20 protein-coding genes, 1 tRNA gene and 1 pseudogene are annotated in these 26,166 nt (G+C 64.1%); 1 reads left to right on the plus strand and 21 read right to left on the minus strand.

The genetic code is table 11. The annotated features are described in order from the left end of the window. Nucleotides 1-214 precede the first annotated feature (214 nt). The 3 genes from rpsA to L979_RS07090 all read right to left on the minus strand — a co-directional run bounded on the left by rpsA (nucleotide 215) and on the right by L979_RS07090 (nucleotide 5,429). Entirely contained in the window at nucleotides 215-1,675 is a 1,461-nt protein-coding gene (gene rpsA / locus L979_RS07080; protein ID WP_047690922.1) for a 30S ribosomal protein S1, read from the minus strand. Nucleotides 1,676-1,865: 190 nt separating this feature from the next. Next, a complete protein-coding gene (polA, locus tag L979_RS07085; protein ID WP_047690924.1) occupies nucleotides 1,866-4,766 on the minus strand; it encodes a DNA polymerase I in 2,901 nt (966 codons plus the stop codon). A gap of 60 nt (nucleotides 4,767-4,826) precedes the next feature. Next, a complete protein-coding gene (locus L979_RS07090) occupies nucleotides 4,827-5,429 on the minus strand; it encodes an ANTAR domain-containing response regulator (protein ID WP_052209639.1) in 603 nt (200 codons plus the stop codon). A 169-nt stretch (nucleotides 5,430-5,598) separates the two neighbouring features. Here L979_RS07090 and L979_RS07095 point away from each other — a divergent pair. Next, a tRNA-Leu gene (locus L979_RS07095) sits at nucleotides 5,599-5,678 on the plus strand. Nucleotides 5,679-5,743: 65 nt separating this feature from the next. Here L979_RS07095 and L979_RS07100 read toward each other — a convergent pair. From L979_RS07100 to hisF, 18 genes and pseudogenes are all read right to left on the minus strand, one after another. Then, the gene (locus tag L979_RS07100; RefSeq protein WP_156125474.1) at nucleotides 5,744-6,733 is read right to left on the minus strand and encodes a low temperature requirement protein A; all 990 of its coding nucleotides are present in this window, start codon (nucleotides 6,731-6,733) and stop codon (nucleotides 5,744-5,746) included. Then, the gene (locus L979_RS07105; protein WP_047690931.1) at nucleotides 6,730-6,912 is read right to left on the minus strand and encodes a hypothetical protein; all 183 of its coding nucleotides are present in this window, start codon (nucleotides 6,910-6,912) and stop codon (nucleotides 6,730-6,732) included. The genes L979_RS07100 and L979_RS07105 overlap by 4 nt, the downstream gene beginning before the upstream one ends. A 99-nt stretch (nucleotides 6,913-7,011) precedes the next feature. Then, nucleotides 7,012-7,887 carry an aldo/keto reductase gene (locus L979_RS07110; RefSeq protein WP_369792980.1) on the minus strand — a complete coding sequence of 292 codons (876 nt, stop codon included), beginning with the start codon at nucleotides 7,885-7,887 and terminating at the stop codon, nucleotides 7,012-7,014. Between the two features lie 110 nt (nucleotides 7,888-7,997). Beyond that, nucleotides 7,998-8,804 (minus strand): annotated as a pseudogene (locus tag L979_RS15030) (helix-turn-helix domain-containing protein); the annotation flags it as partial. Between the two features lie 106 nt (nucleotides 8,805-8,910). After that, complete coding sequence (locus tag L979_RS14560) at nucleotides 8,911-9,234, minus strand: hypothetical protein (protein WP_052209630.1); 324 nt, start codon at nucleotides 9,232-9,234, stop codon at nucleotides 8,911-8,913. A gap of 21 nt (nucleotides 9,235-9,255) precedes the next feature. Then, the gene (locus L979_RS14565; RefSeq protein WP_052209631.1) at nucleotides 9,256-9,567 is read right to left on the minus strand and encodes an amidohydrolase family protein; all 312 of its coding nucleotides are present in this window, start codon (nucleotides 9,565-9,567) and stop codon (nucleotides 9,256-9,258) included. Continuing rightward, nucleotides 9,483-9,899, minus strand: a complete 417-nt coding sequence (locus L979_RS16265) for a hypothetical protein (RefSeq protein WP_197052097.1) — start codon at nucleotides 9,897-9,899, stop codon at nucleotides 9,483-9,485. Before L979_RS16265 ends, L979_RS14565 begins: the two co-directional genes overlap by 85 nt. Nucleotides 9,900-10,082: 183 nt before the next feature. Then, nucleotides 10,083-11,567 (minus strand): pyruvate kinase, encoded by a 1,485-nt coding sequence (pyk, locus tag L979_RS07125; protein WP_047690937.1) that lies wholly within the window; start codon nucleotides 11,565-11,567, stop codon nucleotides 10,083-10,085. A 212-nt stretch (nucleotides 11,568-11,779) separates the two neighbouring features. Beyond that, nucleotides 11,780-13,240 (minus strand): glutamate synthase subunit beta, encoded by a 1,461-nt coding sequence (locus tag L979_RS07130; protein WP_047690940.1) that lies wholly within the window; start codon nucleotides 13,238-13,240, stop codon nucleotides 11,780-11,782. Beyond that, nucleotides 13,233-17,930, minus strand: a complete 4,698-nt coding sequence (gltB, locus tag L979_RS07135; protein ID WP_047690942.1) for a glutamate synthase large subunit — start codon at nucleotides 17,928-17,930, stop codon at nucleotides 13,233-13,235. The genes L979_RS07130 and gltB overlap by 8 nt, the downstream gene beginning before the upstream one ends. Before the next feature lie 180 nt (nucleotides 17,931-18,110). Continuing rightward, nucleotides 18,111-18,977: a prolipoprotein diacylglyceryl transferase gene (gene lgt / locus L979_RS07140; RefSeq protein WP_047690945.1), complete on the minus strand. Its 867-nt coding sequence runs from the start codon at nucleotides 18,975-18,977 to the stop codon at nucleotides 18,111-18,113. Nucleotides 18,978-18,993: 16 nt separating this feature from the next. Next, the gene (gene trpA / locus L979_RS07145; RefSeq protein ID WP_081993977.1) at nucleotides 18,994-19,836 is read right to left on the minus strand and encodes a tryptophan synthase subunit alpha; all 843 of its coding nucleotides are present in this window, start codon (nucleotides 19,834-19,836) and stop codon (nucleotides 18,994-18,996) included. Further along, nucleotides 19,836-21,956 carry a tryptophan synthase subunit beta gene (gene trpB / locus L979_RS17080; RefSeq protein ID WP_052209632.1) on the minus strand — a complete coding sequence of 707 codons (2,121 nt, stop codon included), beginning with the start codon at nucleotides 21,954-21,956 and terminating at the stop codon, nucleotides 19,836-19,838. The genes trpA and trpB overlap by 1 nt, the downstream gene beginning before the upstream one ends. 138 nt (nucleotides 21,957-22,094) lie before the next feature. Further along, complete coding sequence (locus L979_RS07155; protein WP_052209641.1) at nucleotides 22,095-22,361, minus strand: HGxxPAAW family protein; 267 nt, start codon at nucleotides 22,359-22,361, stop codon at nucleotides 22,095-22,097. Between the two features lie 163 nt (nucleotides 22,362-22,524). Continuing rightward, complete coding sequence (locus L979_RS07160; RefSeq protein ID WP_052209633.1) at nucleotides 22,525-23,136, minus strand: Trp biosynthesis-associated membrane protein; 612 nt, start codon at nucleotides 23,134-23,136, stop codon at nucleotides 22,525-22,527. Then, entirely contained in the window at nucleotides 23,133-24,857 is a 1,725-nt protein-coding gene (locus L979_RS07165; protein WP_081993979.1) for a chorismate-binding protein, read from the minus strand. Before L979_RS07165 ends, L979_RS07160 begins: the two co-directional genes overlap by 4 nt. Before the next feature lie 48 nt (nucleotides 24,858-24,905). Beyond that, nucleotides 24,906-25,283 (minus strand): phosphoribosyl-AMP cyclohydrolase, encoded by a 378-nt coding sequence (gene hisI / locus L979_RS07170; RefSeq protein WP_052209634.1) that lies wholly within the window; start codon nucleotides 25,281-25,283, stop codon nucleotides 24,906-24,908. Nucleotides 25,284-25,351: 68 nt separating this feature from the next. Then, nucleotides 25,352-26,116, minus strand: a complete 765-nt coding sequence (gene hisF / locus L979_RS07175) for an imidazole glycerol phosphate synthase subunit HisF (protein ID WP_047690949.1) — start codon at nucleotides 26,114-26,116, stop codon at nucleotides 25,352-25,354. Nucleotides 26,117-26,166: the final 50 nt, after the last annotated feature.

Consider the following 26,166-nt stretch of genomic DNA (forward strand, 5'->3'; position numbering starts at 1 on the left):
TGGGTGGACCTCCCCTCCTCCCCCGCCGAATAGGCCGTTTGATCGCCGCTGAGCGTGTCAGGGGCGATCAAACGGCCTATTCGGCGGACAAGGGCGAGGAAAGTGTTCACTCGGCACGAGACGGGAGAGTCGCGCGCAGAGCCCGAGCTGACAAGGGGAAGGCCCCGTCATTCACCAGGAGTGACGGAGCCTTCGAGTCCGGTTGATCAGAAGATCAGTTGCCGGTCAGCTTCTCGCGCAGGGCGGCCAGAGCTTCGTCGGAAGCCAAGGTGCCCTCGTCCTCGGCCGGAGCCTCGGAGGAGTAGGAGGTCGGGGCGGCAGCGGTTGCCACACCGGCGCCGGCCACAGCGGCCTCGGCGTCCTCGTTCAGGTGACGGCGCACCTGCTCCTTGTGAGCTTCCCAACGGGTCTGGGCATCGGCGTACTGCTGCTCCCAAGCGGCGCGCTGCTCCTCGAAACCTTCGATCCACTCGTTGGTCTCGGGATCGAAGCCCTCGGGGTACTTGTAGTTGCCCTCTTCGTCGTACTCGGCAGCCATGCCGTACTGAGCGGGATCGAACTCGGTGGACTCGGGGTCAACACCTTCGTTCGCCTGCTTCAGGGACAGGGAGATCCGACGACGGTCCAGATCGATGTCGATGACCTTGACGAACAGGTCCTCGTTGACGCCAACAACCTGGTCTGCCAGATCCACGTGGCGCTGAGCCAGCTCGGAGATGTGCACCAGGCCCTCGATGCCGTCCTCGACGCGAACGAACGCACCGAACGGAACTAGCTTGGTGACCTTGCCGGGCACAACCTGGCCCAGGGCGTGGGTGCGGGCGAACAGCTGCCAGGGATCTTCCTGGGTGGCCTTCAGCGACAGGGAGACACGCTCGCGGTCCATGTCCACGTCCAGCACCTCGACCTTGACTTCCTGGCCGACCTCAACAACCTCACCCGGGTGGTCGATGTGCTTCCAGGACAGCTCGGAGACGTGCACCAGGCCGTCAACGCCGCCCAGGTCCACAAAGGCACCAAAGTTGACGATGGAGGAGACATGGCCGGAACGGACCTGGCCCTTCTCCAGCTTGTTGAGGAAGTCGGAGCGGACCTCGGACTGGGTCTGCTCGAGCCATGCACGGCGGGACAGGACCACGTTGTTGCGGTTCTTGTCCAGCTCGATGATCTTTGCTTCCAGCTTCTGGCCGATGTAGGGGGCCAGGTCGCGGACGCGGCGCATCTCAACCAAGGATGCGGGGAGGAAGCCGCGCAGCCCGATGTCGATGATCAGACCACCCTTGACAACCTCAATGACGGTACCGGTGACAACGCCGTCTTCTTCCTTGACCTTCTCGATGTCGCCCCAGGCGCGTTCGTACTGAGCACGCTTCTTGGAGAGGATCAGACGGCCTTCCTTGTCCTCCTTGGTGAGGACCAGGGCTTCGACCTCATCGCCCACGGTCACGACCTCATCGGGGTCGATGTCGTGCTTGATGGACAGCTCGCGGGACGGGATGACACCTTCGGTCTTGTAGCCGATGTCGAGGAGGACCTCGTCACGGTCAACCTTGACAACAGTGCCTTCCACCAGATCGCCGTCGTTGAAGTACTTGATGGTCGCATCGACGGCTGCGAGGAAGTCTTCCTCCGAGCCGATGTCGTTGACGGCAACCTGCGGGGTGGTGGTGGTCATGTAGTAGGGACTCCGATGAATTGATTATGGTCAGTGAAGCGTCCAAGGGCGGGAACCGCTGGGGCTTCGACGTCTGTGGACAGTGCGCGCAGAACACACACTCGGCTAGTTTAGGCCCCGCAGGGAGCCTGAATCAATACCATCCGGGCGTGTGTCAGCCAGAACACGGTGGGTCCAACCCACGGTGAACTCAGTGGGCGGCCGCGTTCCAATCCGGCCCCACGCCCACGTTCACTTCCAGCGGCACGGAGAGCTCAATGGCCGAGCCCATTTGCGTACGCAGGATCTCACTGACCTTCTCCACCTCACCGGTGGCAGCCTCCACCACGAGTTCGTCGTGGACCTGCATGAGCACCCGGGAACGCAATCCCTGGCCCTGGAACTCACGGTCCACCAGGATCATGGCCTTCTTGATGATGTCCGCAGCTGACCCTTGGATGGGCGCGTTCAGTGCCATGCGCTCGGCGGCCTGCCGCAGCTGGCGGTTGTCACTGGTCAAATCCGGCAAATAACGACGACGACCGTCGATGGTCTCCGTGTATCCGTTCTCCCGTGCCACATCCACCACACCGCGCAGGAAGTCGCGCACGCCGCCGAACCGCTTGAAGTAATCGGACATCATGGTCCGGGCCTCGTCCACGGAGATGTTCAACTGCTGGGAGAGTCCGTAGGAGCTCAAGCCGTACACCAGGCCGTAGCTCATGGCCTTGACCTTGGAGCGCATCTGGGCCGTGACGTCTTCCGGTTCCACGCCAAAAACCTTGGAACCCACGTAACGGTGGAGGTCCTCGCCGTCCCGGAAGGCTTCAATCAGGCCTTCGTCCTTGGAGAGGTGTCCCATCACCCGCATTTCGATCTGCGAGTAGTCGGCGGTCACCAAGGCCTGGAACTGGTCCTGACCATCCGTTCCCACCACAAAGGCACCGCGAATTTGGCGGCCCTCCTCCGAGCGCACCGGAATGTTCTGCAGGTTGGGATCCGTGGAGGACAACCGGCCGGTGGCAGCCACGGTCTGCTGGTAGTCCGTGTGAATGCGGTCATCGTCCTTGATGGCTGAGCGCAGCCCCTGGACGATCTGCTTGAGCTTGGTGGTGTCACGCCACCGGCGCAGAGCCAACAGGAACTGGGCACCCGGAGACTCCGGGTCCACCTTGGTCAACAGTTCCTCCAGGGCGGCTGCGGAGGTGGTGTAGCCGGTCTTGATCTTCTTGGTGGGCGGCAGCTCCAAGGTCTCGAACAGCACCGTCTGCAACTGCTTGGTGGAACCCAGCTTGATCTCCGGCTCACCCTCCTCGCGAGGCACCAGGGCCTGCGCGGCGTCCCAAGCCTGCTGGATGGGGCCCTCCAGGCTCTTGATCAAGGCATCCACGCGTTGCCGGTCCACGGCCACGCCGGTCAGTTCCATCTGCCCCAGGATCTTGGCCAGCGGAAGGTCCATGCCGGTCAGCAGAGCCGTCTGCCCATCATTCTCCAGCTTCCCGCGCAGGAACCCAGACAACTGCAGGGAGGCCACGGCCAGTTCTGCCTCACGGAGAGCAACCTCAGCAGAGGTCCTGGGGCCATCGGCGCTCTCCCCCGCAACATCCAGTGCCAACTGGTCATCCTTGGCCTGCGCGCCGGCATCCCCCAACGGGGCAACCTGCAGGTCCAGGTGATCTGCCAGCAGCGCTTCCAGCTCGTAGCTGCGGCGGGCGGGTTCAATCAGATAGGCGGACAACGCGATGTCATCCACCACGCCTTCAAGCTCCAGCCCCCGCAGGTGCAGAGACTTCCACAGATCCTTAAAACCCCAGACCACCTTGGTGTGCTCGGCATCAGCCAGCCAGTCGGCCAGAACTTGCTCCAGCTGGGAATCCGCGTCCATCAGATCCAGGTGGACAGCCGTGGCCGGATGCTCTTCAGCACTGCCACGCGCCAACAAGAGTTCGGTGACTTCCCGGCCACCTGGCTGCGGGGCGTCGTCGTCGTGGCGCAGGGGCCGTACCGCGGTCTCCCGTCCGGCCGCGGCATCAAGCCAGGCGGAAAGTTGCTGGGCAGATTCAACGGTTTCTGCCACCTCAAGACCGGAGACAGCCGTCGCGGGACCGGCCTCAGGGCCTGCGAAGGCCTCGAACACACGGCCGCGCAGCCCGGAGCCGAAGTCAAGGTCATCGAACAACGCGTTGACGGCGTCTTGATTAGGCGTCGGCAGTTCGGCCTGGTCCAGTTCGATCTTCAGGTCCAGACCCGTTTCCAACCGGTTGAGTTTGCGGTTGCGGCGCACCAGCTCCACGTTCTCCCGCAGCGCCTCACCTTTTTTGCCGGTGATCTTCTCCGCGTGCTCCAGTACGGATTCAACGTCTCCGTAGGCCTCGATCCACTTGGCGGCAAAGCCCGGACCCACACCGGGAACACCGGGCAAATTGTCCGCCTGCTCGCCGGTGAGCGCTGCCAGATCCGGGTAGTACTGCGGAGGGACCTTGTACTTCTCCATGACGGCTGCGGCATCCATCATCTTCAGATCAGACGGCGTGCGGCCCGGGTACACCACAGTCACGTGGTCATCCACCATCTGGAAAGCATCCCGGTCACCGGAGAACACCAGGACCTCAAAATCGGCAGCGGCACCACGACGGGCCAGGGTGGCCAGGACGTCGTCGGCCTCGTAACCCTCTTTGGTCACCACCGGAACCCCCAGTGCCTCCAACACAGCCTGAATGCGGGGCACCTGACCGTGGAAGGCCTCAGGGGTCTCATCCCTGCCGCCCTTGTACTCACCGTATTCCTGGGAACGCAAAGTGGGACCCTCAAGGTCGAACGAAACCACCAGGTGAGTGGGCTTCTGCTCACGCATCAGCTTGGTCATGGTGTTCAGGAAGCCGTACACCGCCTCCGTGTGCTCCCCGGATTCCGTGACAAAGGCCGGACCGTTGCCGTACTCAGCCGCACGGGACAGGGCGAAAAAGGCGCGGAAGGCCAGCGAATGGCCGTCAATCAACAACAGTTTGCGCTCCGGCCGGGACACGGGCACCGGCAACTGCACTTCCTGGGGATTCTCGGTCTTGGAACCGATCACGACGACGGCGGGCTTGGGCTGGCTCTGATCGCTCACGGACCCATCTTAGGGGTGGTCACCGACACCGTGACCGGAGACCACCCGAACCGCAAGATGTCAGGCGACCTGATTCAGGATGGCTTCCGCCACTTCCCGCATGGACAGACGCCGGTCCATGGAAGTTTTCTGAATCCAGCGGAAGGCCTCGGGCTCGCTCAGACCCATCTTGGTGATGAGCAAGGACTTGGCCCGCTCCACCATCTTGCGGGTCTCGAACTGATCCTTCATCTCAGAGACCTCGTCCTCCAGGGAAACGATCTCCTCAAAGCGGGACAGGGCGATCTCGATGGCCGGGATCAGGTCAGCTGCCGTGTAGGGCTTGACCACATAGGCCATGGCCCCGGCTTCCCGCGCCCGCTCAATGAGCTCCTTCTGGCTGAAGGCCGTCAGCAGCACCACCGGGGCAATGCGGTCGGAGGCGATCTGCTCGGCGGCGGTGATGCCGTCCAGAACCGGCATCTTGACGTCCATCAGGACGAGGTCCGGCTCAAGCTCGCGAGCCAGGTCAATAGCGCGCTGGCCGTTGTCGGCCTCCCCCACCACCTGGTAGCCCTCACCCTCCAGCATTTCCACCACGTCCATGCGGATCAGGGATTCGTCCTCAGCCACCAGCACACGCTTGCGCGTGCTGAAGGATTCCGGGGCACCGGCTCCCTTCATGGCTTCGGCCTCGGTCACGTCCACTGACTGACCCGTTCCCTGGGCGGACTGCTCGGGCTGACTGCTGTTCTGGCTCACTGCCGGTGCTCCTTGAAAGCGTCTGGTGATGGGCTACGTGCTCACTGTCCAGCGTACAACCGGATGTGGGGTACACTTTTTCGCGTGCCTGGCCCAAGTGGCGGAATTGGCAGACGCGCCGCACTCAAAATGCGGTTCTTCGGAGTGTGGGTTCAAGTCCCACCTTGGGCACAAGAATCAAGACCCCTGGCAGGGCCGGTCACCGGCCACGCCAGGGGTCTTGTCAGAACCATGTCCTAGTGCTCGTCCAGGTACCAGTCAGCGCCACTCGGTGCCCCGGCGCTGGCCGGGTGCAGACGCTCCCACACATTGGTGGCAACGGTCAGCACGGCCAACCCCACCATGACTCCGGCCGCCGGAAGCCACGGAAGCCCCACGGCCAGCACCAGGCAGCCCAGAACGCCCAGGATCCTGGACCGGTGCAGCCGCCCCGTGACGGTGAAGCGCAGGTGTGTGAACACCGCGTAGAACGCCGTGGTTCCTCCCAACATGAGCAGTCCCACCACCACCGGCAGCGGTTTCAATGGCTCCAACAGGGATTCATGGACCCCGACGGCCACGGCGATGACCCCGCCCACGATCCAGAACTGGGTGTAGGTCAAGGCGCCCCGAACCGCCTCGAAGGTCACGGGTGCGGATTCCAGGTGCCTGCCCAGATACGTTGCGGAGTGGTCGAAGTACAACCACCACAGGGAGATCGTCAACACGAACGCCGCCGTGAAGGTGATGATCTCCGGAAGGCTGAATCTCATGGTCTCCGCCAGCGGTTCTCCGGTGGAGATGATGGTCTCCCCCAGGGCGATGATCACCAGCAGACCGAAGCGCTCCACGATGTGTTCGAGGTCGTAGACCAGGGTGCGCATCCTGCGGTGGTTCACCCGCGGTGCCAGGATTTCGGCCAGGGCCGCTGCCGCCCAGAGCACCTCCCGGTAGGGCGATTCCAGCAGGGCTCCGGCCACCAGCAGAGGTCCCGTTAGCAGAAGACTCACCGCGTACACGGGCCTCACGGCGGGCGTACGCCGGGCCAGGGTGACGAACACCAGCGCACGCCCGGACCAATAGGCCCCGGCGAACAGCAGACCGCGTTCCTCGAAAGCGGCGGGGATAGCCAAGGCCATCAGCAACGCGGTGAAGGTCAACCCGAAGATCACCAAGCGGTTGCCCGCCGTGCTCATCTGACGGAAGCTGGTCTGGATGGTGCTCAGCACCCAGAACCAATACATCATGGCCAGCAGGATGGCGGCCCGCAGCACCCCTGCGCATCGGGTTGCTCACGGATCAGTCCGGAGACTTCCGTGATGGCGAAAACGAACACCAGGTCGAAGAAGAGTTGGCTGGTGTCCACGGCGCGGTGCGGACCGTGATGTTTGGTGCCGGGCACCGATGTGGACGCGGAGTCAGCCATCTGGAAGGTCCCTTCGGTGTGATCCGCCTCAGAAGCAAGCGGTGGCTGCTGTCAGGTCCACGGTCGGAGGCGATGGTCAGGTGGGGTCGGGAGGCGGTCTCAGACCATGGGGGCTTCCCAGCCACCGCGGGTCTGCGCTCCGCTGGCGGCTGCCACGTCCTCCAGGCGGGACATTTCCGTGGGGCTGAGCTCAAGGGCTGCAGCCTGTGCTGCATCGTTGACCTGTTCCGCCTTGGTGACGCCGATGATGGGAATGGTGCCCTTGGTGATGGCCCAGGCCATGGCGACCTGAGGCACCGTGGCCTGATGGTCCTGGCTGATGGCGGACAGTTCCGCCAACACGGGGGTGAGCTTGGGCAGGATCGGGTTGTACGTCCTGCCCCTCTGGGAATCAGCGGGCATGGGGTGTTCGGCGTCGTACTTCCCGGACAGTGCGCCTTGTTCCAGCACCATGTAGGCGAAGAAGTCGATCCCCTCCTGTGCGCAGTACTCCACAATCCCGGCGTCTTCCGATGACCGGTACAACAGGCTGTAGTGGTTCTGGACGGCAGTGATCCGCACCCCGCTGGGTGCCAGGATTTCCTGGGCCCGCTGGAGTTGCTCCAGATTGTGGTTGGAGACACCGATGCGGCCGACCTTGCCGGTCTGCACCAGTTCCACCAGGAACGGTGTCCAGCGTTCGACGTCGGAGGGGTTGTGGATCCAGTAGATGTCCACCGAATCCGTGTGCAGATTCTCCAGGGAGCCCTCCAGCAGGTCCCGGACCGAATTCTGTGACCCGGGTGCGATCTGCGGGGTGAACTCGGTGGAGAGGATGAGTTCATCACGCGGATACCGGGAGGCCAGTCTTCCCAGGATCTGCTCGGAACTCCCGCCGCCGTAGACCTGGGCGGTATCCCAGAGACGGAGACCCGCGGCCATGGCGGCATCGAGCACCGGTTCCAGATCTGCGGTGTCCAGGTTGTTGCCAAAGATCTAGTCACCGCCGGCAGAACCTGCGCCCCAGGACCAGGTTCCCAGTGCCACGGGAGGAAGTGCCTTCGACATTTTCTCAGCTCCTTGCTGTGTTGTGCCAACAGCTGTAGCCGTTGGTGGGTGGGTGTTTCCGCGGGAGACTTCCAGGCGATCAATTGCCAGTCGGGAACGGTGTTCCACGTCAGCGCCATCCAGTCGAGGTGCAGTTCCCCCACCACGGGATGACGGAGGACCTTCATCCCCGATGTTCGCGGCTCAACGGCGTGAGCATTCCACCAGGACGCGAACTCCGGGTCGATGGCCCTGAGCTCCTGCACCAGATGGCACAGCTCGGGGTCATCCGGTGTTGTTGCGTTCAAGGCGCGCAGTTGCTCCACGGAGATTCGCGTGACCTCCTCCCAGTCCGCGTACAGCCCACGCATGGCCGGATCCGTGATGAGCAGGCGAATGAAGTAGCGCTGAGATTCGGGGATGACGGCAAAGTCCGTGATCATGGCTGCGGCCAGGTCATTCCACGCCAGGATCTCCGTCCTGGGCCCCACGACGAAAACAGGCGTCATGTGCAGGTCGTCGATGAAGGACTGCACCAAGGCCAACTGTTGTGCGTCGTGAACGGGCGGCGTGGCTGCGGGTGCCTGCGCTGTGAGTCCGGCAATTGTGCATACGTAATCGGTGGTGGCGGCATCGAGCTGCAGGGCATCGGCCACGGAAGTCAGCACGGCGGCCGAGGGCTGGATCCGGCCCTGTTCCAGCCGCGTGTAGTAGTCCGTGCTGATGGCCGCCATCTGTGCCACTTCTTCGCGGCGCAAGCCGGGCACTCGGCGTCGTTGGGTGGGGGCGACGATTCCGAGCTCAGTTGTCCGCAGGCGGGCGCGCCGAGCTCGGAGGAAATCACCCAGTGAGTTTTCGGTTATGATCTGGAAAGTTAGCCCCGGGGCGCAACGGTATCCAGGGAGAGATCTTCCCCCGTTGACTGCGTGTCACGGCAAACCCGCCCCACGCGGTCATCCCGAGTGATCCGTTTCACGGGTGCAGCCGCGGGAACAGGGTGTCCGCCGTGCCGTGGCACAGCTGCGTCAGGCTCGGTTCTTCCAGGTACTCACCGCCGCGGATTCGATGGATGTTTGCTCGGACGGCTGCCGGTGGCGCATACGGCAGATCCGTGCCCAGCAGAATGTGGTCATCCGTGGTCAGGGTCCTTACCGCGGCGGCGGCCTTGGGGAAGGGCGCCGAAGACCCGACTTCGTAGAACAGTCCCTTCAGCGCCTGCTGGACATCCAGTTCGGATGGTGCATGCAGCACGTACTGTTGGAACAGGTGGTCGCGGTCCGCCACGTCTGCCAACACCGCCCCGTTGTGCGGGACGATTCACCGGATGGCCGGGTACCTGGACAGCGTTGCGGTGAGAACCAGGTTGATGACGGCGCGCTTGGTGTCGAACAGGTACTCCACCAGCGGCGCGGGCCGCCCCATGTCCACGTGGGCGCAACCGGCCGGTGAGGTGGGGTGCACAAACACCACGGCCTCACGCCGGTTCAGTTCCTCCATCACGGGATCAAGACGGGCATCCCCCAGATACACCCCCTGGACGTGGGTCAGCAGGGCAAAACCGTCCGCGTTCCGGTCATCCAAAGCGTGGGCGATCTCTCGCAAGGATGCGTCGATCTCCGGAAGTGGCAAGGCAGCCAGGAGCCCGAAGCGCCCGGATGCTCCGTCCGCGCGTCGGCACCGGATTCGTTGAGCAACCGCGCCCAGTACTCGGGGCGGCCATCCACCTCCACGCCGGGGCGGGAGGCAGAGAGCATGGCCGTGGTGATCCCCAGTTCATCCAGCGCCTCCACGTGCCCGGCCGCGGACCATTCCGGAATGGGTGAGCCATCGGGAAAGTTGATGCCTTGCTCCAGCAGCGCCTGGCGATAGGCCTGCGGCACAAAATGCGCGTGCACGTCCGTGAACCGTGACGGCGTACCGGTCGCCTCCGTTCGGCCCGCACCCGGCTGCATCGTTCCCACGCCATTGCTTCCCCGTTGAACGAGTACGCGGTCACTACCGCGGACCCGCACCGTTTCCGTGGCACTGTACGACGATCTGGATGGTGACAGGGAAAGTTGCTCTCCCGCTCGGCCCCAGTCATGACGTTGCCCCGCCGGTTCCCAAGAACCCGCGGGGCAACAAGTCACAACGTCACTGACGGATCAGCGGTCGGCACTCCACGGACCCACGCTCTCGTGGTACTCCGGGGTGTCCTCAGCCACGGCACCGGCATCCTGCTGGTCACCGATCCGGTGGACCTTGACCAGGTTGGTGGAACCGGCCACGCCTGGGGGCGAGCCTGCACAGATGACCACCAGGTCCCCGGAACCGGCGCGGCCGGTGCGGTACATGTAGCGGTCCACCTGCTTGGTCATCTCATCGGTGTGGTCCACAGCCTCGGCCTGGACGGGCTCCACACCCCACAGCAGTGCGCAGAAGGCGCTGACCTTCTGATCCGGTGTGAAGGCCAGGATGGGCTGCGAGGGGCGCAGACGGCACAGACGCCGAGCGGAGTCACCGGACTGCGTGAAGGTTGTGATGTAGCCAATGTCCAGCTGCCGGGCGATGGTCACAGCGGCACGGGTGATGGCGCCACCGCGGGTACGCGGTTCGGACAGCAGGCCACCGATGCGCTCGGAACCGTGACGTTCCGTGGCCTCGATGATCCTGGCCATGGTCTGCAGAGCCTCGATCGGGTACTTGCCGATGGATGTCTCACCGGAGAGCATCACAGCGTCAGCACCGTCCAGCACGGCGTTGGCGCAGTCAGAGGCCTCGGCACGCGTGGGGCGCGGGTTGTCCATCATGGTTTCCAACACCTGCGTGGCCACGATCACCGGCTTGGCCCAGCGACGGGCCAACTCGATGGCGCGCTTCTGCACCACGGGAACTTCTTCCAGGGGCAGCTCCACGCCAAGGTCACCGCGGGCCACCATGATCCCGTCAAAGGAGTCGATGATCTCGTGGAGGTTCTCCACGGCCTGGGGCTTTTCGATCTTGGCGATCACCGGCAGGCGGATGCCTTCCTCGTCCATGATCTCGTGGACGCGGGAGATGTCGTCTCCGGTGCGAACAAAGGACAGGGCGATCAGGTCAACACCGGTCTGCAGTGCCCACCGCAGATCTTCCTCGTCCTTGTCGGACAGGGCCGGCACGTTCACGGCCACGCCGGGCAGGTTGATGCCCTTGTTGTTGGAGACCTTGCCGGGGATTTCCACCACGGTGGTCACATCGGTGTCGGTCACGGCGGTGGCACGCACGCGCACCTTGCCGTCGTCGATCAGCAGTTCATCGCCCACGCGGACGTCCTGCGGCAGGCCCTTGAAGGTGGTTCCGCAGATCTCCTTGGTGCCTTCCACCTCACGGCTGGTGATGGTGAAGACGTCCCCGACCTCCAGGAAGTGGGGTCCGTCCACAAAGGTGGTCAGGCGGATCTTGGGGCCCTGGAGGTCAGCCAGGATGGCCACGTTCTTGTCCAGGTCAGCAGCAGCCCGACGCAGGTTTTCGTACTGTATCAGGTGAGTTTCGTGGGTGTCGTGGCTCATGTTCAGGCGAGCGACGTTCAGTCCCGCCTGAATTGCTTCCGTGAGCTTCTCGTAGGACGAAATAGCCGGTCCAATCGTGGCAACGATCTTGGCTCGTCTCATGAGGAATGCCTTTCGGTCGAATACGGATGGGCCCATCAGGGCAACTTGCGCATCGACCCGTAACGTGCGCGGGATACAAGGGCCGACGCGGCGTCACTGCCAGGGCGTTCAGGCCGTGTCCGGCCTGCTTCACGTCCTACCCTACTCGCCTTGGGGCAGGGGCAGGGCAACGACGGCGGCGGGTTGCGTTGCTTTGCCCGCCGCCGTCGGTTTCACCGCAGGTTGATGGCCTGCGTGCTGGGGGCCACTGGGAAGGGCAGTCTGGTGCTGCCCGTGAGGAACTTCTCCACCGCTGATGCACACGCGCGCCCCTCAGCGATGGCCCAGACCACCAGGGATGCGCCACGGCCGGCGTCGCCGCAGGCGAACACTCCGTCAACGGTGGTCATGTAGGTGTCATCACGTGCCACGTTGCCGCGCTTGTCCAGATCGGTGTGGATCTGCTCCACGAGTTCATCGGATTCGTTACCGGTGAAACCCAACGCCAACAGCACCATGTCTGCGGGCACCACGCGTTCGGTGCCTTCCTTGGGCACGCGCCTGCCGTCATGCAGGTACTCGGTCTCAGCCACCTTCAGTCCGGTGACCCGACCGTTCTCCCCCAGGATCTCCACGGTGGAGGACAGATAGACTCGGTCCACGCCTTCCTCGTGTGACGAGGACACGTCCAAGACACGCGGGGTCATGGGCCACGGCTGGTCATCCGGGCGCTCCGCCGGCAACTCGAACCCGATGGCAATGTTGGTCACGGATGCTGCGTTCTGACGGTTGGCGGTGCCGATGCAGTCAGAACCGGTGTCACCGCCGCCCAGGACCACCACGTGCTTGCCATCGGCCCGGATCTGGTTGGGGACCTCGTCCCCGGCCGCCACACGGTTGGCCTGGGTCAGGTACTCCATGGCGTGGTGCACGCCGTTGAGTTCACGTCCGGGAACCCCGAGTTCGCGGGCCTCCAGGGCTCCGGTTGCCACGATCACGGCGTCGTACCGACGCCGCAGCTGGTCCCACGTGATGTCCTTGCCGATCTCCACACCGGTGCGGAAGCGGGTTCCCTCTGCGCGCATGACGTCCAGGCGGCGGTCCAGGATCTCCTTCTCCAACTTGAAGTCGGGGATGCCGTAACGCAGCAGACCACCAATGCGGTCGTCACGTTCGTAGACCGCCACCGTGAATCCGGCCTGCGTGAGCTGTTGGGCAGCGGCAAGCCCGGCGGGCCCGGAGCCCACCACGGCCACGGTCTGGCTCACCAGGCGGTCCGGGATGAACGGCTCCACAATGCCCTCGTCAAAGGCCATCTCACCGATCGCGTACTCCACCTGCTTGATGGTCACCGCAGGCTGGTTGATGCCGAGCACGCAGGCCGACTCGCAGGGGGCCGGGCACACACGGCCCGTGAACTCCGGGAAGTTGTTGGTGGCGTGCATGCGCGCCACGGCTTCACGGCTGTGGCCGCGCCACACCAGGTCATTCCATTCTGGAATCAGGTTGCCCAGGGGGCAGCCCTGATGGCAGAACGCCACACCACAGTCCATGCAGCGTGATGCCTGTTTCTTCAGGGTTGCTGAATCCGGAGCCGTCTGGACCTCGTTGAAGTCCATGATGCGTACCGGCACGGGCCGCTTGGGACGGTCCTGACGTTCGGTGTACTTGAGGAATCCGCGCGGGTCAGCCACGGGTGGTCACCTCCAGGATCTTGTTCCAGGTTTCTGTGCCGTCCGGGTCCATGCCGGCGGCTTGTGCTTCTGCTCGGATGCCCAACACTGCGGAGTAGTCGCGGGGCAACACCTTGGTCAGTCGACCCACCGTGTCCTCGAAGTTCTCCAGCAACGCCTGTGCGTGGGTGGATCCGGTTTCCTCCACGTGACGCTGCAGCAGCGTGCGCACGGTGTCGACGTCGCCTGCATCCAACTCCCCCAGCTGCAGTTCACCGGAGCTACGGGACTGCAGGTTCACGGAGGTCTCCGCCAGGTCCAGGACGTAGGCCACACCACCGGACATGCCGGCACCAAAGTTACGGCCGGTGGGGCCGATGATCAGTGCCAGACCACCGGTCATGTACTCACACCCGTGGTCGCCGATGCCTTCCACCACGGCGGTGGCACCGGAGTTGCGGACCAGGAAGCGCTCCCCCACACGTCCGCGTAGGAAGAGTTCCCCACTGGTGGCGCCGTAGCCGATCACGTTGCCTGCCACCACGTTCTCCTCGGCGGCAAAGCCGGCGTCACGCTCGGGGCGCACGATGATGCGTCCACCGGAAAGGCCCTTGCCGGAGTAGTCGTTGGCATCCCCCTCCAAGCGGATGGTGATGCCCTTGGGCATGAAGGCACCCAGGGACTGACCGGCCTGACCGGTCAGCGCCACGGTGATGGTGTCATCGGCCAGGTCATCGGTTTGAAAGGTCTTGGTGACCTGGTGACCCAGCATGGTGCCCACGGCACGGTCCGTGTTGATGATGGTGTGCTGCAGCGCCACGGGTTCCCGGTTGGTCAGGGCAGGGGCTGCTTCCTGGATCAACTGCACGTCAAAGTGCTGGTCCAGTTCATGGTTCTGGCCCTTGCCGGAACGCACCGCGCGTCCAGGCTGCTCCAGCACCGCCGAGTGCAGGATGGGGGTCAGGTCCAGGCCGTTGGCCTTCCAGTGGTCAATGGCCTTCTCCGTGCGCAACACCTCGGCATGGCCGATGGCCTCCTCCAAGGTCCGGAAGCCCAGCTGCGCCAGCAGTTCGCGCACTTCCTCCGCGATGAAGCGGAAGAAGTTGACCACGTGTTCTGCCTTGCCCGTGAAGCGCTCGCGCAAGACCGGGTTCTGGGTGGCCACACCCACGGGGCAGGTGTCCAGGTGGCACTTGCGCATCATGATGCAGCCCTCCACCACCAACGGGGCGGTGGCAAAGCCGAACTCCTCGGCGCCCAGCAACGCTGCGATCACCACGTCACGTCCGGTCTTCATCTGACCGTCGGCCTGGACCACCACCCGATCCCGCAGGTTGTTGAGCATCAACGTCTGCTGGGTCTCGGCAAGGCCCAGTTCCCACGGCAGACCGGCGTGCTTGAGCGAGTTCAGCGGTGCAGCACCCGTTCCGCCGTCGTGACCGGAGACCAGAACGACGTCGGCACGGGCCTTGGTCACGCCACTGGCCACGGTGCCGATCCCGATTTCGGAGACCAACTTCACGTGCACCCGGGCCCCGGGGTTGGCGCGTTTGAGGTCGTAGATCAGCTGCGCCAAGTCCTCGATCGAATAGATGTCGTGGTGCGGCGGCGGGGAGATCAGCGAAACTCCCGGGGTGGAGTGACGCGTACGGGCCACCCAGGGGTAGACCTTCTGCGCCATCAGCTGACCGCCCTCACCGGGCTTGGCGCCCTGGGCCATCTTGATCTGGATGTCCTCAGCGTTGGTCAGATACAGGCTGGTCACACCAAAGCGACCGGAAGCCACCTGCTTGATGGCCGAACGCCGTGCGGGATCCATGAGGCGGTCGACGTCCTCACCACCCTCGCCGGTGTTGGACTTGCCGCCGATCTGGTTCATGGCAATCGCCAGCGTCTCGTGGGCTTCCTTGGAAATGGAGCCGTAGGACATGGCACCGGTGGAGAACCGCTTGAGGATCGCTTCCACGGGTTCGACGTCGTCAATGGAGATCGGTGAGCGGTTGGGATCAAAGCTCAACAGACCACGGATGGTCTTGAGCTCCTGCGACTGGTCATCCACCAGGCGTGTGTAGGACTTGAAGATGTCATAGCGGCCCGTTCGGGTGGCGTGCTGCAGGCGGAACACGGTCTCCGGGCTGAACAGGTGCGGTGCACCGTCCCGCCGCCAGTCGTACTCGCCACCGGTCTCCAACCCGATGTAGGGCTCCTTGACCCCGTCCGCCGGGTAGCCGCGACGGTGCCGTGCAGCGGCTTCCTCCGCGATCACATCAAGGCCCACGCCGTCGATCTGGGAGGGGGTGCCCGCAAAGAAGTCGTCGATCACGTCACGGGAGAGCCCCAGTGCCTCAAAGGTTTGGGCACCGCAGTAGGAGGAGACTGTGGAGATGCCCATCTTGGACATGATCTTCTGCACACCCTTGCCCAGGGCCTTGATCAGGTTGGCCACCGCCTGTTCCTCGGTGACACCGGCGATCTGACCGGTGCGCACCAACTCCTCGGCAGATTCCATGGCCAGGTAGGGGTTCACGGCGGACGCGCCGTAACCCACCAACAACGCCACGTGGTGGACCTCGCGGACATCACCGGCCTCCACCACCAGGGAGCAGCGGGTGCGGGTGGCCGAACGCAGCAGGTGGTGGTGGATGGCGCTGGTCAGCAGCAGGGAAGGAATGGGTGCCCATTGGCCGTTGGAGTCACGGTCGGAGATCACAATGAACTCCACGCCGCGGTTCACGGCGGCCGAGACCTTTTCGCAGATCTCAGAGATCCGGGCACGCAGCCCGGGGCCACCACCTTCTGGGCGGTAGAGGCCGCGGACCTTCAGGGCGATCGGCATGTCCTCGTCATCGTCCAGGTGCAGGATCTGATCCAGTTGATCGTTGTTGATCACCGGGAAGTCCAGACCGATCTGGTGGGTGCGCACCCGCTTGGTGGTCAGCAGGTTGCCCATGGGCCCCAGTGCCCCCTTGAGACTGGTGACCAGTTCCTCCCGGATGGCATCCAGCGGCGGGTTGGTCACCTGTGCAAAGGACTGGACAAAGTAGTCAAACAGCAGGTGCGGGCGGTCAGCCAGGACCGCCACGGGGGTGTCCGTGCCCATGGCGTAGATGGGCTCAGCGCCGGCAAGGGCCATGGGGCCCACGATCTTGCGCAGTTCCTCATGCGTGTACCCAAAGGTCTTCTGCCGCAGTTCGATCGAGCGGCGTGGGTGCACCATGTGCTCACGCTGGGGAAGGTCCTCAAAGCGCACCAAGTTGCCTTCGGTCCACTCCCGCCACGGCTTGAGGGTGGCCACCTCCCGCTTGAGTTCCTGGTCCTCGATGATCCGGCCCTCCACGGTGTCCACCAGGAACATGGTGCCCGGAGACACGCGGCCCTTGCGCACAATGGTGCGATCGGAGAGATCCACCACGCCCACCTCGGAGGCGAAAACCACCAAACCGTCCTGGGTTTCCCAGAAGCGGCCCGGGCGCAGACCGTTGCGGTCCAGCACGGAGCCCACACGGCGGCCGTCCGTGAAGGCCACGGCAGCTGGTCCGTCCCACGGTTCCATCAAGGTGGAGTGGTATTCGTAAAAGGCCTTGCGGTCCGGATCCATGGTCTCGTGGTTCTCCCACGCTTCCGGAATCATCATCATCATGGCCTGGGTGATGGGCCGGCCCGAAAGCATCAGAAGCTCAGCCACCTCATCCAGTGACTGGGAGTCAGAAGCCCCTTCCGAGCAGATGGGGAACAGTTCCTCCGGGTTGCGGCCCAACAGCGGGGACTTCAGTTGGGACTGACGTGCCCGCATCCAGTTCCGGTTGCCCTTGACCGTGTTGATCTCACCGTTGTGCGCCAGGATACGCATGGGCTGAGCCAACGGCCAGGAGGGGAACGTGTTGGTGGAGAACCGGGAGTGGACCACGGCCAACTTGGTGGCAAAACGTTCATCGGAGAGATCCGGGTAGAACGGCTCCAGCTGGGCCGTGGTCAACATGCCCTTGTAAACAATGGTGGAGGAGGAGAAGGACGGGAAGTACACACCCAACCGGTTCTGGCTGCGCTTGCGCAGACGGAAGGCCTTCTGGTCCAGTTGCCGCTGGGCGGCCTCACCGGAGAGGTCATAGACCGGGATGTGCCCGGTGAAGGCCTCATCCGCATCCGGTGCTTCCCGTACGAACATCTGGGCAAAGTACGGCATCACGGAACGCGCTGCGGACCCCACGGCCGAGGCCTCGATGGGAACATCACGCCAGCCCAGGACCTCCAAACCTTCAGCTTCCGCGATCTTGGCCATGCCCGCCTTGATCTTCTCAGCCTTCTTGGTGCCCTGGGAGTCCGTGGGCAGGAACGCGGAACCCACCGCGTAGGAACCAAAGGCCGGCAGCTCGAAGTCCAGGACCTCCCGGAAGAATCCGTCCGGGATCTGCAGCAGGATTCCGGCACCGTCCCCGGTACCTTCGTCCCCGCCCACCGCACCGCGGTGCTCCAGGGCGCGCAGTGCAATCAGAGCCTTCTCCACGATCTCGTGGGTGGCCTCCCCCGTCAGGGTGGCAATCACGGCCAGACCGCAGGCGTCCTTCTCCTCCTGCGGCTTGTAAAGTCCCTGCTCCTCCGGAGCGGTGGAGAACTGACGGAACGGGGATTCCACCGTCTCCTGGGGCAGCGTGGTGTCCTGCTCGTCCGCGGATGCGGTCTGCGGCTGCTGTCCGGAATCGGGCTGCGTCATGAAGACTCTCCTCACTGGGTGGAACGTTGAAGGCCGGAATCACCGGCGTGGGGCGGGGCATCGGCAGAACGTGGTGCCCCCGGGGCCCGGTGCGACGGCGTGAAGCTCAGCCTCCAATCCAATCGCACACACACTACGACGACGACGTTGCGCGCTTGTTACACGGACGACATCTGAAGGTCACACACGTGCGACGTCGTCCTGGCCGGCATGGCTTCTGGCCCTAATCCGCCGCTGCAACCAGAGGAAAAGCAACAGACCCAACACAACGATGCCTGCCGCCGTGTAAACGTGAATGCGCAGACCCCACAGCATGAAGGAGGGATCGATCCGCAAGAACAGTTCGATCATCAATCGACCCAACCCGTACCAGATCAGATACAGGGCAAAGAGCCGGCCGCCATCGACCCTGTGAGCCGTGCGCACCGAATTGCTGAGCCAGATCAGAACTGCTGCCCCCAGCAGGTTCCACAGGGATTCGTAGAGGAACGTGGGGTGGAACAAAGTGTCGGCAGGGGTACCGGCCGGGAAGTTGCCAGAGGTGGTGGAGATCTCCAGCCCCCAGGGCAACGTGGTGGGTGAGCCAAAGAGTTCCTGGTTGAACCAGTTTCCCCAGCGACCAATGGCCTGGGCCACCAACAAACCCGGTGCCACACAGTCGGCGAATTTGGCAAAGGGCACGTTGTTGCGGCGGCAGATGATCCACACCGCCAGGGCCCCGAAGGCCACGGCCCCCATGATGCCCAGACCGCCGTGCCACAGCATGGGGATTTCCCGGAAACCATCCCAGGAGCCGAAGTAGTACGTGGGGTCCGTGATGGCCACGTGGTAGAGCCGTGCCCCCACAATGCCCATGGGGATGGCCAACAACGCGGCATCCAGAACGATGTCCGGATCCAGTCCGCGCTTCTCCCACCGGCGTCGGGTGATGAGCACGGCCGCCACCATTCCGGCCATGATGCACAGCGCATAGGCGTGAATGGTCAAGGGTCCCAGGTCAAAGCTGGACCAGGTGGGAGAGGGAATGGACTGGGGAAGGACAGGCATGCTCACAGATTCCGTTTCAGTTGCGCCCGGCGAGCTCAGCAGCCAGCTCGCCCACGGCGCGAGGGCCGCCGTCGGCCAGGGCCTTGACCAGGGCGGTGCCCACGATCACGCCGTCGGCATAGGCACCGATCTCCTCTACGTGCGCGCGCTTGGAGACACCCAGACCCACACACACGTTGGTCCCACCTGCGGCACGGGTTCGCTCCACCACACTGCGGGCCGCATCCGAAACCGAATCACGCGCACCGGTGACACCCATGACTGAGACCGCGTAGATGAACCCGCTGGAAGCCTGAACAGTCATCTCCATGCGTTCACGGGTACTGGAGGGTGCAACCAGGAAGATCCGGTCCAAGCCGTACTTCACCGAGGCGGCAAACCAGTCGGCAGCCTCATCCGGGATCAGATCAGGGGTGATGATGCCCGCTCCACCGGCCTCGGCCAGTTCTTGGGCGAACCGGTCCACGCCGCGCTGCATCACGGGGTTCCAGTAGGTCATCACGATCGGCACGGCGTTGGTGCGAGTGACGATGGCCTGCACCACGGTGAACACGTCCGCCACCCGGAAACCATTGCCCAATGCCGTGGTGGTGGCGTGCTGAATCACGGCACCGTCCATCACAGGATCCGAGTAGGGAATGCCGATCTCAATGATGTCCGCACCGTTGGTGCCCAGCTCAACAGCCGCCTCAATGGATTCCTCCACGGTGGGGAATCCGGCCGGCAGGTAGCCGATCAGGGCGGGGCGGCCTTCAGCCTTGCACTGCTGGATGCGATCAGCCAGGCGGGATTCGCGCGGCACCAGGGCCTCTTCCGGGATGATGCGTGAGGCCAGGTCCGTGGGCTGGATGACGGTCATCAGTGGGCCTCCTGCCCGATCTCTTCATGGTCCTGATCCACCAGACCGAACCACTTGGCTGCCGTGGCAACATCCTTGTCCCCGCGTCCGGAGAGGCATACCACCACTACCTTCTCCCGTGCGGCCTCCCCCAGTTCCTGGGACCAGTTCTGCCCCAGCTTGAGGGCGCCGGCCAGGGCGTGGGAGGACTCAATGGCGGGAATGATGCCTTCGGTGCGGCACAGCAGGCGGAAGGCGTCCATGGCCTCGGTGTCCGTGATGGCTTGATACGTTGCGCGTCCGGCAGCACTGAGGTAGGCGTGTTCCGGACCCACCGCCGGGTAGTCCAACCCGGCGGAGACGGAATGCGATTCAATCGTCTGGCCGTCTTCGTCCTGCATCAGAAACGTCTTAGCACCGTGCAGAACTCCCGGGCGGCCCAGGGAAATGGTGGCGGCATGGCGCGGGGTGTCTATGCCGTCGCCGCCGGCTTCAAAGCCCCACAGTGCCACGTCCTCGTCATCCAGGAACCCATGGAAGATCCCAATGGCGTTGGAGCCACCACCCACACAGGCTGCCACCGCATCCGGCAATCGACCCACCTGGGCCAAACACTGCGCCCGGGCCTCCTCACCGATGGCCTGGTGGAACCACCGCACCATGGCGGGGAACGGATGCGGACCGGCAGCGGTGCCCAGCAGGTAGTGGGTGGTGTCCACGGAGGCCACCCAGTCCCGCAGGGCCTCGTTGATGGCGTCCTTCAAGGTTCGTGAGCCGTTCTGCACAGCCACCACCTGCGCGCCCAGCAGCTCCATGCGGGCCACGTTGAGCCCTTGCCGTTCCGTGTCCTCCGCGCCCATGTACACCACGCATTCCATGCCCATCAGCGCGGCGGCCGTTGCCGTGGCCACACCGTGCTGACCGGCACCGGTTTCTGCGATCAATCGGGTCTTGCCCATGCGCTTGGCCAGCAGTGCCTGACCCAGAACGTTGTTGATCTTGTGGGATCCGGTGTGGTTGAGGTCTTCGCGCTTGAGCAACACCCGGCAGCCGGCAGCTTCAGAGAACCTCTCGGCCTCCGTGAGCAGCGAGGGCCGGTTGGCGTAATCACGGCTCAGGCGGCGGAAGTCCTCCAGGAACTCCTCATCCGCGCGGGACTTCTCAAAGGTCTCCTCCACCTGATCCAGAGCGGCAATCAGGGACTCCGGCATCCAGCGCCCGCCAAAGTCACCAAAGTACGGGCCTGGGGCATTGGCCCACTTGTGGCCCTGCGCGGCGGCTTCGCCTTCACTGCGCAAGGCAGCCCGGGCAGCGGCACCCACGGAGCGGAACACGCTGACAGTTCCCATGGGATCCCCGGCACGCACCAGGGCCTCACCGGTGAGCACGGCATCCGCCCCGTGGCTTGCGTAGAGCTCAACGTGGTCGGGTGAGGTCACACCGGACTCGGCAACGGTCACAGCGTCCTGTGGCAACAACTGTGCCAGGCGCCCAAACAGATCGGGATCGACCTCGAGCGTCTTCAAATTGCGGGTGTTCACACCCACGATCCGTGCACCTACGTTCTTGGCGCGCTCAATTTCCTCAGCAGTGTGCGCTTCCACCAGGGCTTCCATGCCCAGTGAGCGTGTGAGTTCCAGGAATCGCTGCAGAGTGTCATCATCCATTGCCGCAACAATCAACAGGACCAGGTCAGCGCCGTGGGCACGAGCCTCCCAGATCTGGTACTCGTCCACCGTGAAGTCCTTGCGCAGCACGGGGATGCTCACGGCAGCCCGCACGGCGTCCAGATCCTGCAGGGAACCGTTGAAGCGGCGTGCTTCCGTCAACACAGAGACGACGGCGGCCCCGCCCCTTTCGTAGGCTGCAGCCAGAACGGCGGGATCAGCTATGGTGGCCAGCTCTCCCTTGGACGGAGAGGACCGTTTGACTTCCGCGATCACTTCCAGGGAGTCGGGGTGGGGACCACGCAGTGCCGCCACCGCGTCACGCGGGGCCGCAACGGTGGTCACCTTCTGCTTGAGATCATCCAGGCAGACCAGCTTCTTGCGTTCGGCCAGATCCTCCCGCACGCCGTCGATGATCTGGTCAAGCACGGTGCCGGTGCGCTGTTCGGCAGGGAATGCGTGCTGTTGGGTCATGGTGGTCTCAATTCTGTGTGCTTGGCCGGCCGGTCAGCAGGGTGGTGGAAGTCGTAGAGTTCGCCCACAAGCTCCCACTCGATACGAACGACCAGTCCCCAAGAGATCAGGGACTGGTCGTCACGCAGACATCAAGGGTCAGTGGCCGTGGCCACCGTTTTCTGCAGCACGGGCGGCTTCACCTTCGTAGCCCATGCCCATGCGCTTCATGACAAAACCAACCACCAGGCCCACACCGCACAGGGCGATGCCGACCCACAGCAGGATCATGACCTCAATGGTGAATCCGACGACGGCCAGCAACACACCCACCGTCAGAATGGCAATGCAGGCCCAGGCAGCGGGCGTGTTGCCGTGGCCCACGTAGCCCGTGTGGTCCAGCACGATTTCATTCTGGTTAGACATCTGTTCGATCTCCCGTGGATCAGTGGTTCCAGCAGCGGCTGGCAACCGTTTTCAGTGAGCGCCCCGTGCGCCCGGAGGGTCTGTGGTGCAATCACGCGCAGTTGCTCATGCCATTGTGCCATTGCGGGCGCGCCGTGACGTAGTCAACGCACCCACAGGGAGGTCATCTGCCTGTGGGATCCTCACCGTCGGAGAAGGCATCCCAGGCATCGATCCCGTCGCGACGAGCCGCATCAGGGTCATGCACGCCGCTTGCAGCTGACGTCGGCTGAGCGGTGGTCTCCCGTTCACGGCGGTACTTGGTGGCGCCGCCGGCACTCCACCGGGGAAGCACCAGCAGGCTCCAGAGGCCGATCAGCAACAGCAGGACTGCCAGGACAAGGGCCACCCAGGGCCACAAGCTCTGGTCCGGAACCACCTCCGTGCCGACCACCCCGGCACTGTCCCCCACGGCAGTCTCCGTGGCCCGCTGCGGGTCACTGACAGCAGAAATCACGGAGAACAACACCCCGGCAGCTGCCAGTGGGATGACAACGGCCACTACCCAGCGCAGCACCCGCCCCGCGATGCTCAAGGCCAGAAAGGCCGCAGCCGCCACCAGGGACAACGCGGGCACAGCCGGGCTGGCTTCCGTGCCCCGCACACTCACCTGGATGTCCTGGACCGGGTTGGGCACCGTGACGTTGAACCACACCATGGAGGCTGCACCGAACAAGGCAGCGGCAATCACCAATCCGGTCAGGATCAGCGTGCTTTTGGAACGCAGAGCTTTCATCGCGGCGGGTCCTGGTCTTGTCCCTGGTTGTGTTGCTGGTCCTGGCCCGGGGCCGTCGTCGTATTCTCCATGCCGCCCACCGAGCGCAAGGTGCGGGCACCCAATGCAGCGCGCAAGGGTGCTGTGGCCTTGTTCAGCGATTCGGTGGCCTCGGTTTCCGGCACCGAATCGGCCACGATTCCACCACCTGCCTGGACGTAGGCCTTGCCATCCACCAACAGGGCGGTCCGGATGGCGATGGCCATGTCCATGTCTCCGGCAAAGTCCATGTAACCCACCACCCCGCCGTAAATGGAGCGACGGCGCGGTTCATAACGGTCAAGCAGCTGCAATGCCCGCGGCTTGGGGGCACCGGACAACGTGCCGGCGGGGAACGTGGCCGCCAGAACGTCGTAGGTCTCCGTGCCGGGGCGCATCTGGCCCACCACGTTGGAACACAGGTGCATGATGTGGCTGAAGCGCTCCACCTCCATGAACTCCGTGATATCCACCGTGCCGGGCACACACACCTTGGAGAGGTCATTGCGGGAGAGGTCCACCAACATCAGATGCTCGGCGCGCTCCTTGTCATCCGCCAGCAGATCCTTCTCCATCACCAGGTCCTCAGCCGGAGTTGCGCCCCGGGGGCGGGAGCCGGCGATGGGGTGGGTCACCACTTCACGGTCGGTGACCGTCACCAAGGCCTCAGGGGAAGATCCCACCACGTGATAGTCCCGGCCTTGGACGTCCTCAAAGGCGTAGAGGTACATGTACGGGCTGGGGTTGATGCGACGCAGGGAGCGGTAGACGTCCAGGGGGGCTGCGGTGCAGTCTGTTTCGAACCGCCTGGAAATCACCACCTGGAAGATCTCTCCGTCCACGATGGCCTGCTTGGCCTCACCGATGGAGTCGATGAAGATCTCACGGTCCCAAGACTGTTCCACAATCGATTCCAGATCCGGCCGCTGGGTCGACTCACCAGAATCTGGCCCCGGTCCACGGGTCTGATCCTTCCCGCCGCCCTGTCCCATCGTGGTGGCCTGGCCCGTCAGGGTGGCCTGATCCGTCGTGGTGGCCTGATCCGTGACGCTGACCTGGGCCGTGGCTTGGGACAGGTTCTCCAGCATGGCCTCCACGCGGGAGACGGAGTCCAGATAGGCCTCCTCCACACGCTCGTCCGTGCCATCCACGTTGATGGCGTTGGCCACCAAGGTGACGGTCCCGGCCTGGTTGTCATGGACTGCCATGTCCGCCACCAGGTTCATGGCCAACTCTGGAATCCGAAGGTCGTCCTGCGGCGGGTTGGGCAGGTGCTCCCAGTGGCGCACAGCTTCCCATCCCACGAATCCGACCATGCCGGAAGTCAGTGGTGGTACGTCTGAGAACCTCTGGGTCTGCAACTCCCGCATGGTCTGACGCAAGGCCTCCACGGGAGAGCCAGAGGTTGGCACTCCCACCGGGGGTGTCCCCAGCCAGTGAGCCTGACCGTCATTGCTGGTTAACGTGGCACGGGAGCTGACGCCCACCCAGGACCAGCGGGACCACATTCCTTGAGCAGCGGATTCCAGCAAGAAGGTGCCCGCCGGCGCCGTTCCATCGGACCGGAGCACCAGGCTGCGGTACAGACCGATGGGAGTCAGGGAATCCGCCAGCACGGTGGTGCGTACGGGGATCACGCGGTGGTGCCGGGCGTGTTCCTTGAACTCTTCAAGGGACGGTGTGATGAGACCCAGAGTCTCCATGTCTGCTCCTGGTGACGGTGAACAACAAAAGGGTGAGGAGGCAGGGCCTCAGACGGTGCCAACTACTGCGGGTAGTTCTCCGCCGTCAAAACAGGTCCGGGTGTTGCGGTGGCAGGCGGCGCCAATCTGCTCCACTCGGATCAGGAGGGCGTCGCCGTCGCAGTCCAGGGCAACGGACTTCACGTACTGGCGGTGCCCGGAGGTGTCCCCTTTGCGCCAGTACTCTTGCCGGGACCGTGACCAGAATGTCACGCGCCCAGAGGTCAGGGTGCGGTGCAGAGCCTCATCATCCATCCAGCCCAACATGAGTACGTCATCGGTCTCATGGTCTTGGATGATGGCGGCCACCAGGCCGTGATCGTCCCGTTCGAGACGCTCTGCCAGTGAGGGTTCCAGTGGGGAGGCTTCCTGCGTTGATTCAGACATCACCGGACACTATAGGCAGGCGCGAGCAGAACTCACGAAGTGGATGGGGCTCACACGTTGCCACGTCCTCAACGAACCGGGTGACCTTCAGCCCTCAGAGCAGCCTTGACCTCAGCAATGGCGTTGACGGGGCCGAAGTGGAACACGGATGCGGCCAGCACCGCATCAGCACCGGCAGCCACGGCCGGTGGGAAGTGTGCAGGCTCCCCCGCGCCGCCTGAGGCGATCAGCGGCACCGTGGTGGCAGCTCGCACCTCACGAATCATCTCCACGTCAAAACCATTGCGCGTGCCATCGGCGTCCATGGAGTTCAGCAGAATCTCCCCCACACCGCGGCGCTCCGCCTCAGCCGCCCAATCCACTGCGTCCACCCCGGTCAACTGTCTGCCTCCGTGAGTGGTCACCTCAAAACCGGAGACCGTGTTACCCGTGCGTTTGGCGTCGCAGGAGAGCACCAGAACCTGGTTACCGAACCGCTGGGTGATCTCATTGATCACTTCTGGTCTGGCAATCGCGGCGGTGTTGATGGAGGCCTTGTCCGCACCACAGCGCAGCAGGCGGTCGACGTCGTCCACGGTCCGCACGCCACCACCCACCGTCAGCGGGATGAACACTTGCTCCGCGGTCCGGGCGACGACGTCGAACATGGTGGCCCGGGCCCCGGAAGATGCGGTGACGTCCAAGAACGTCAGCTCATCTGCACCAGCGCGGTTGTAGCGCTCCGCGAGTTCCACCGGATCTCCGGCATCGCGCAGGTTCTCAAAGTTGACACCCTTGACCACGCGGCCGGCATCGACGTCAAGGCAGGGAATCACACGTACGGCTACGGTCACGGAGGCGGTTCCTTTGTCACAGGGACGCTGTGAGCGGCGTGGCGCCCGCA

This window comes from Kocuria sp. ZOR0020 (genome assembly GCF_000800955.1).
Lineage (GTDB): Bacteria > Actinomycetota > Actinomycetes > Actinomycetales > Micrococcaceae > Kocuria > Kocuria subflava.

Bases quoted from the DNA above. Each gene is read 5' to 3' on its own strand.
- L979_RS07165 (WP_081993979.1), bottom strand. From the start codon at position 24,857: ATGGAGACTCTGGGTCTCATCACACCGTCCCTTGAAGAGTTCAAGGAA.
- trpA (WP_081993977.1), bottom strand. From the start codon at position 19,836: ATGACCGTCATCCAGCCCACGGACCTGGCCTCACGCATCATCCCGGAA.
- pyk (WP_047690937.1), bottom strand. From the start codon at position 11,567: ATGAGACGAGCCAAGATCGTTGCCACGATTGGACCGGCTATTTCGTCC.
- L979_RS07160 (WP_052209633.1), bottom strand. From the start codon at position 23,136: ATGAAAGCTCTGCGTTCCAAAAGCACGCTGATCCTGACCGGATTGGTG.
- L979_RS07105 (WP_047690931.1), bottom strand. From the start codon at position 6,912: ATGGCTGACTCCGCGTCCACATCGGTGCCCGGCACCAAACATCACGGT.
- L979_RS07100 (WP_156125474.1), bottom strand. From the start codon at position 6,733: ATGATGTATTGGTTCTGGGTGCTGAGCACCATCCAGACCAGCTTCCGT.
- lgt (WP_047690945.1), bottom strand. From the start codon at position 18,977: ATGCCTGTCCTTCCCCAGTCCATTCCCTCTCCCACCTGGTCCAGCTTT.
- L979_RS07090 (WP_052209639.1), bottom strand. From the start codon at position 5,429: ATGAAGGGAGCCGGTGCCCCGGAATCCTTCAGCACGCGCAAGCGTGTG.
- hisI (WP_052209634.1), bottom strand. From the start codon at position 25,283: ATGTCTGAATCAACGCAGGAAGCCTCCCCACTGGAACCCTCACTGGCA.
- gltB (WP_047690942.1), bottom strand. From the start codon at position 17,930: ATGACGCAGCCCGATTCCGGACAGCAGCCGCAGACCGCATCCGCGGAC.
- rpsA (WP_047690922.1), bottom strand. From the start codon at position 1,675: ATGACCACCACCACCCCGCAGGTTGCCGTCAACGACATCGGCTCGGAG.
- trpB (WP_052209632.1), bottom strand. From the start codon at position 21,956: ATGACCCAACAGCACGCATTCCCTGCCGAACAGCGCACCGGCACCGTG.
- L979_RS07155 (WP_052209641.1), bottom strand. From the start codon at position 22,361: ATGTCTAACCAGAATGAAATCGTGCTGGACCACACGGGCTACGTGGGC.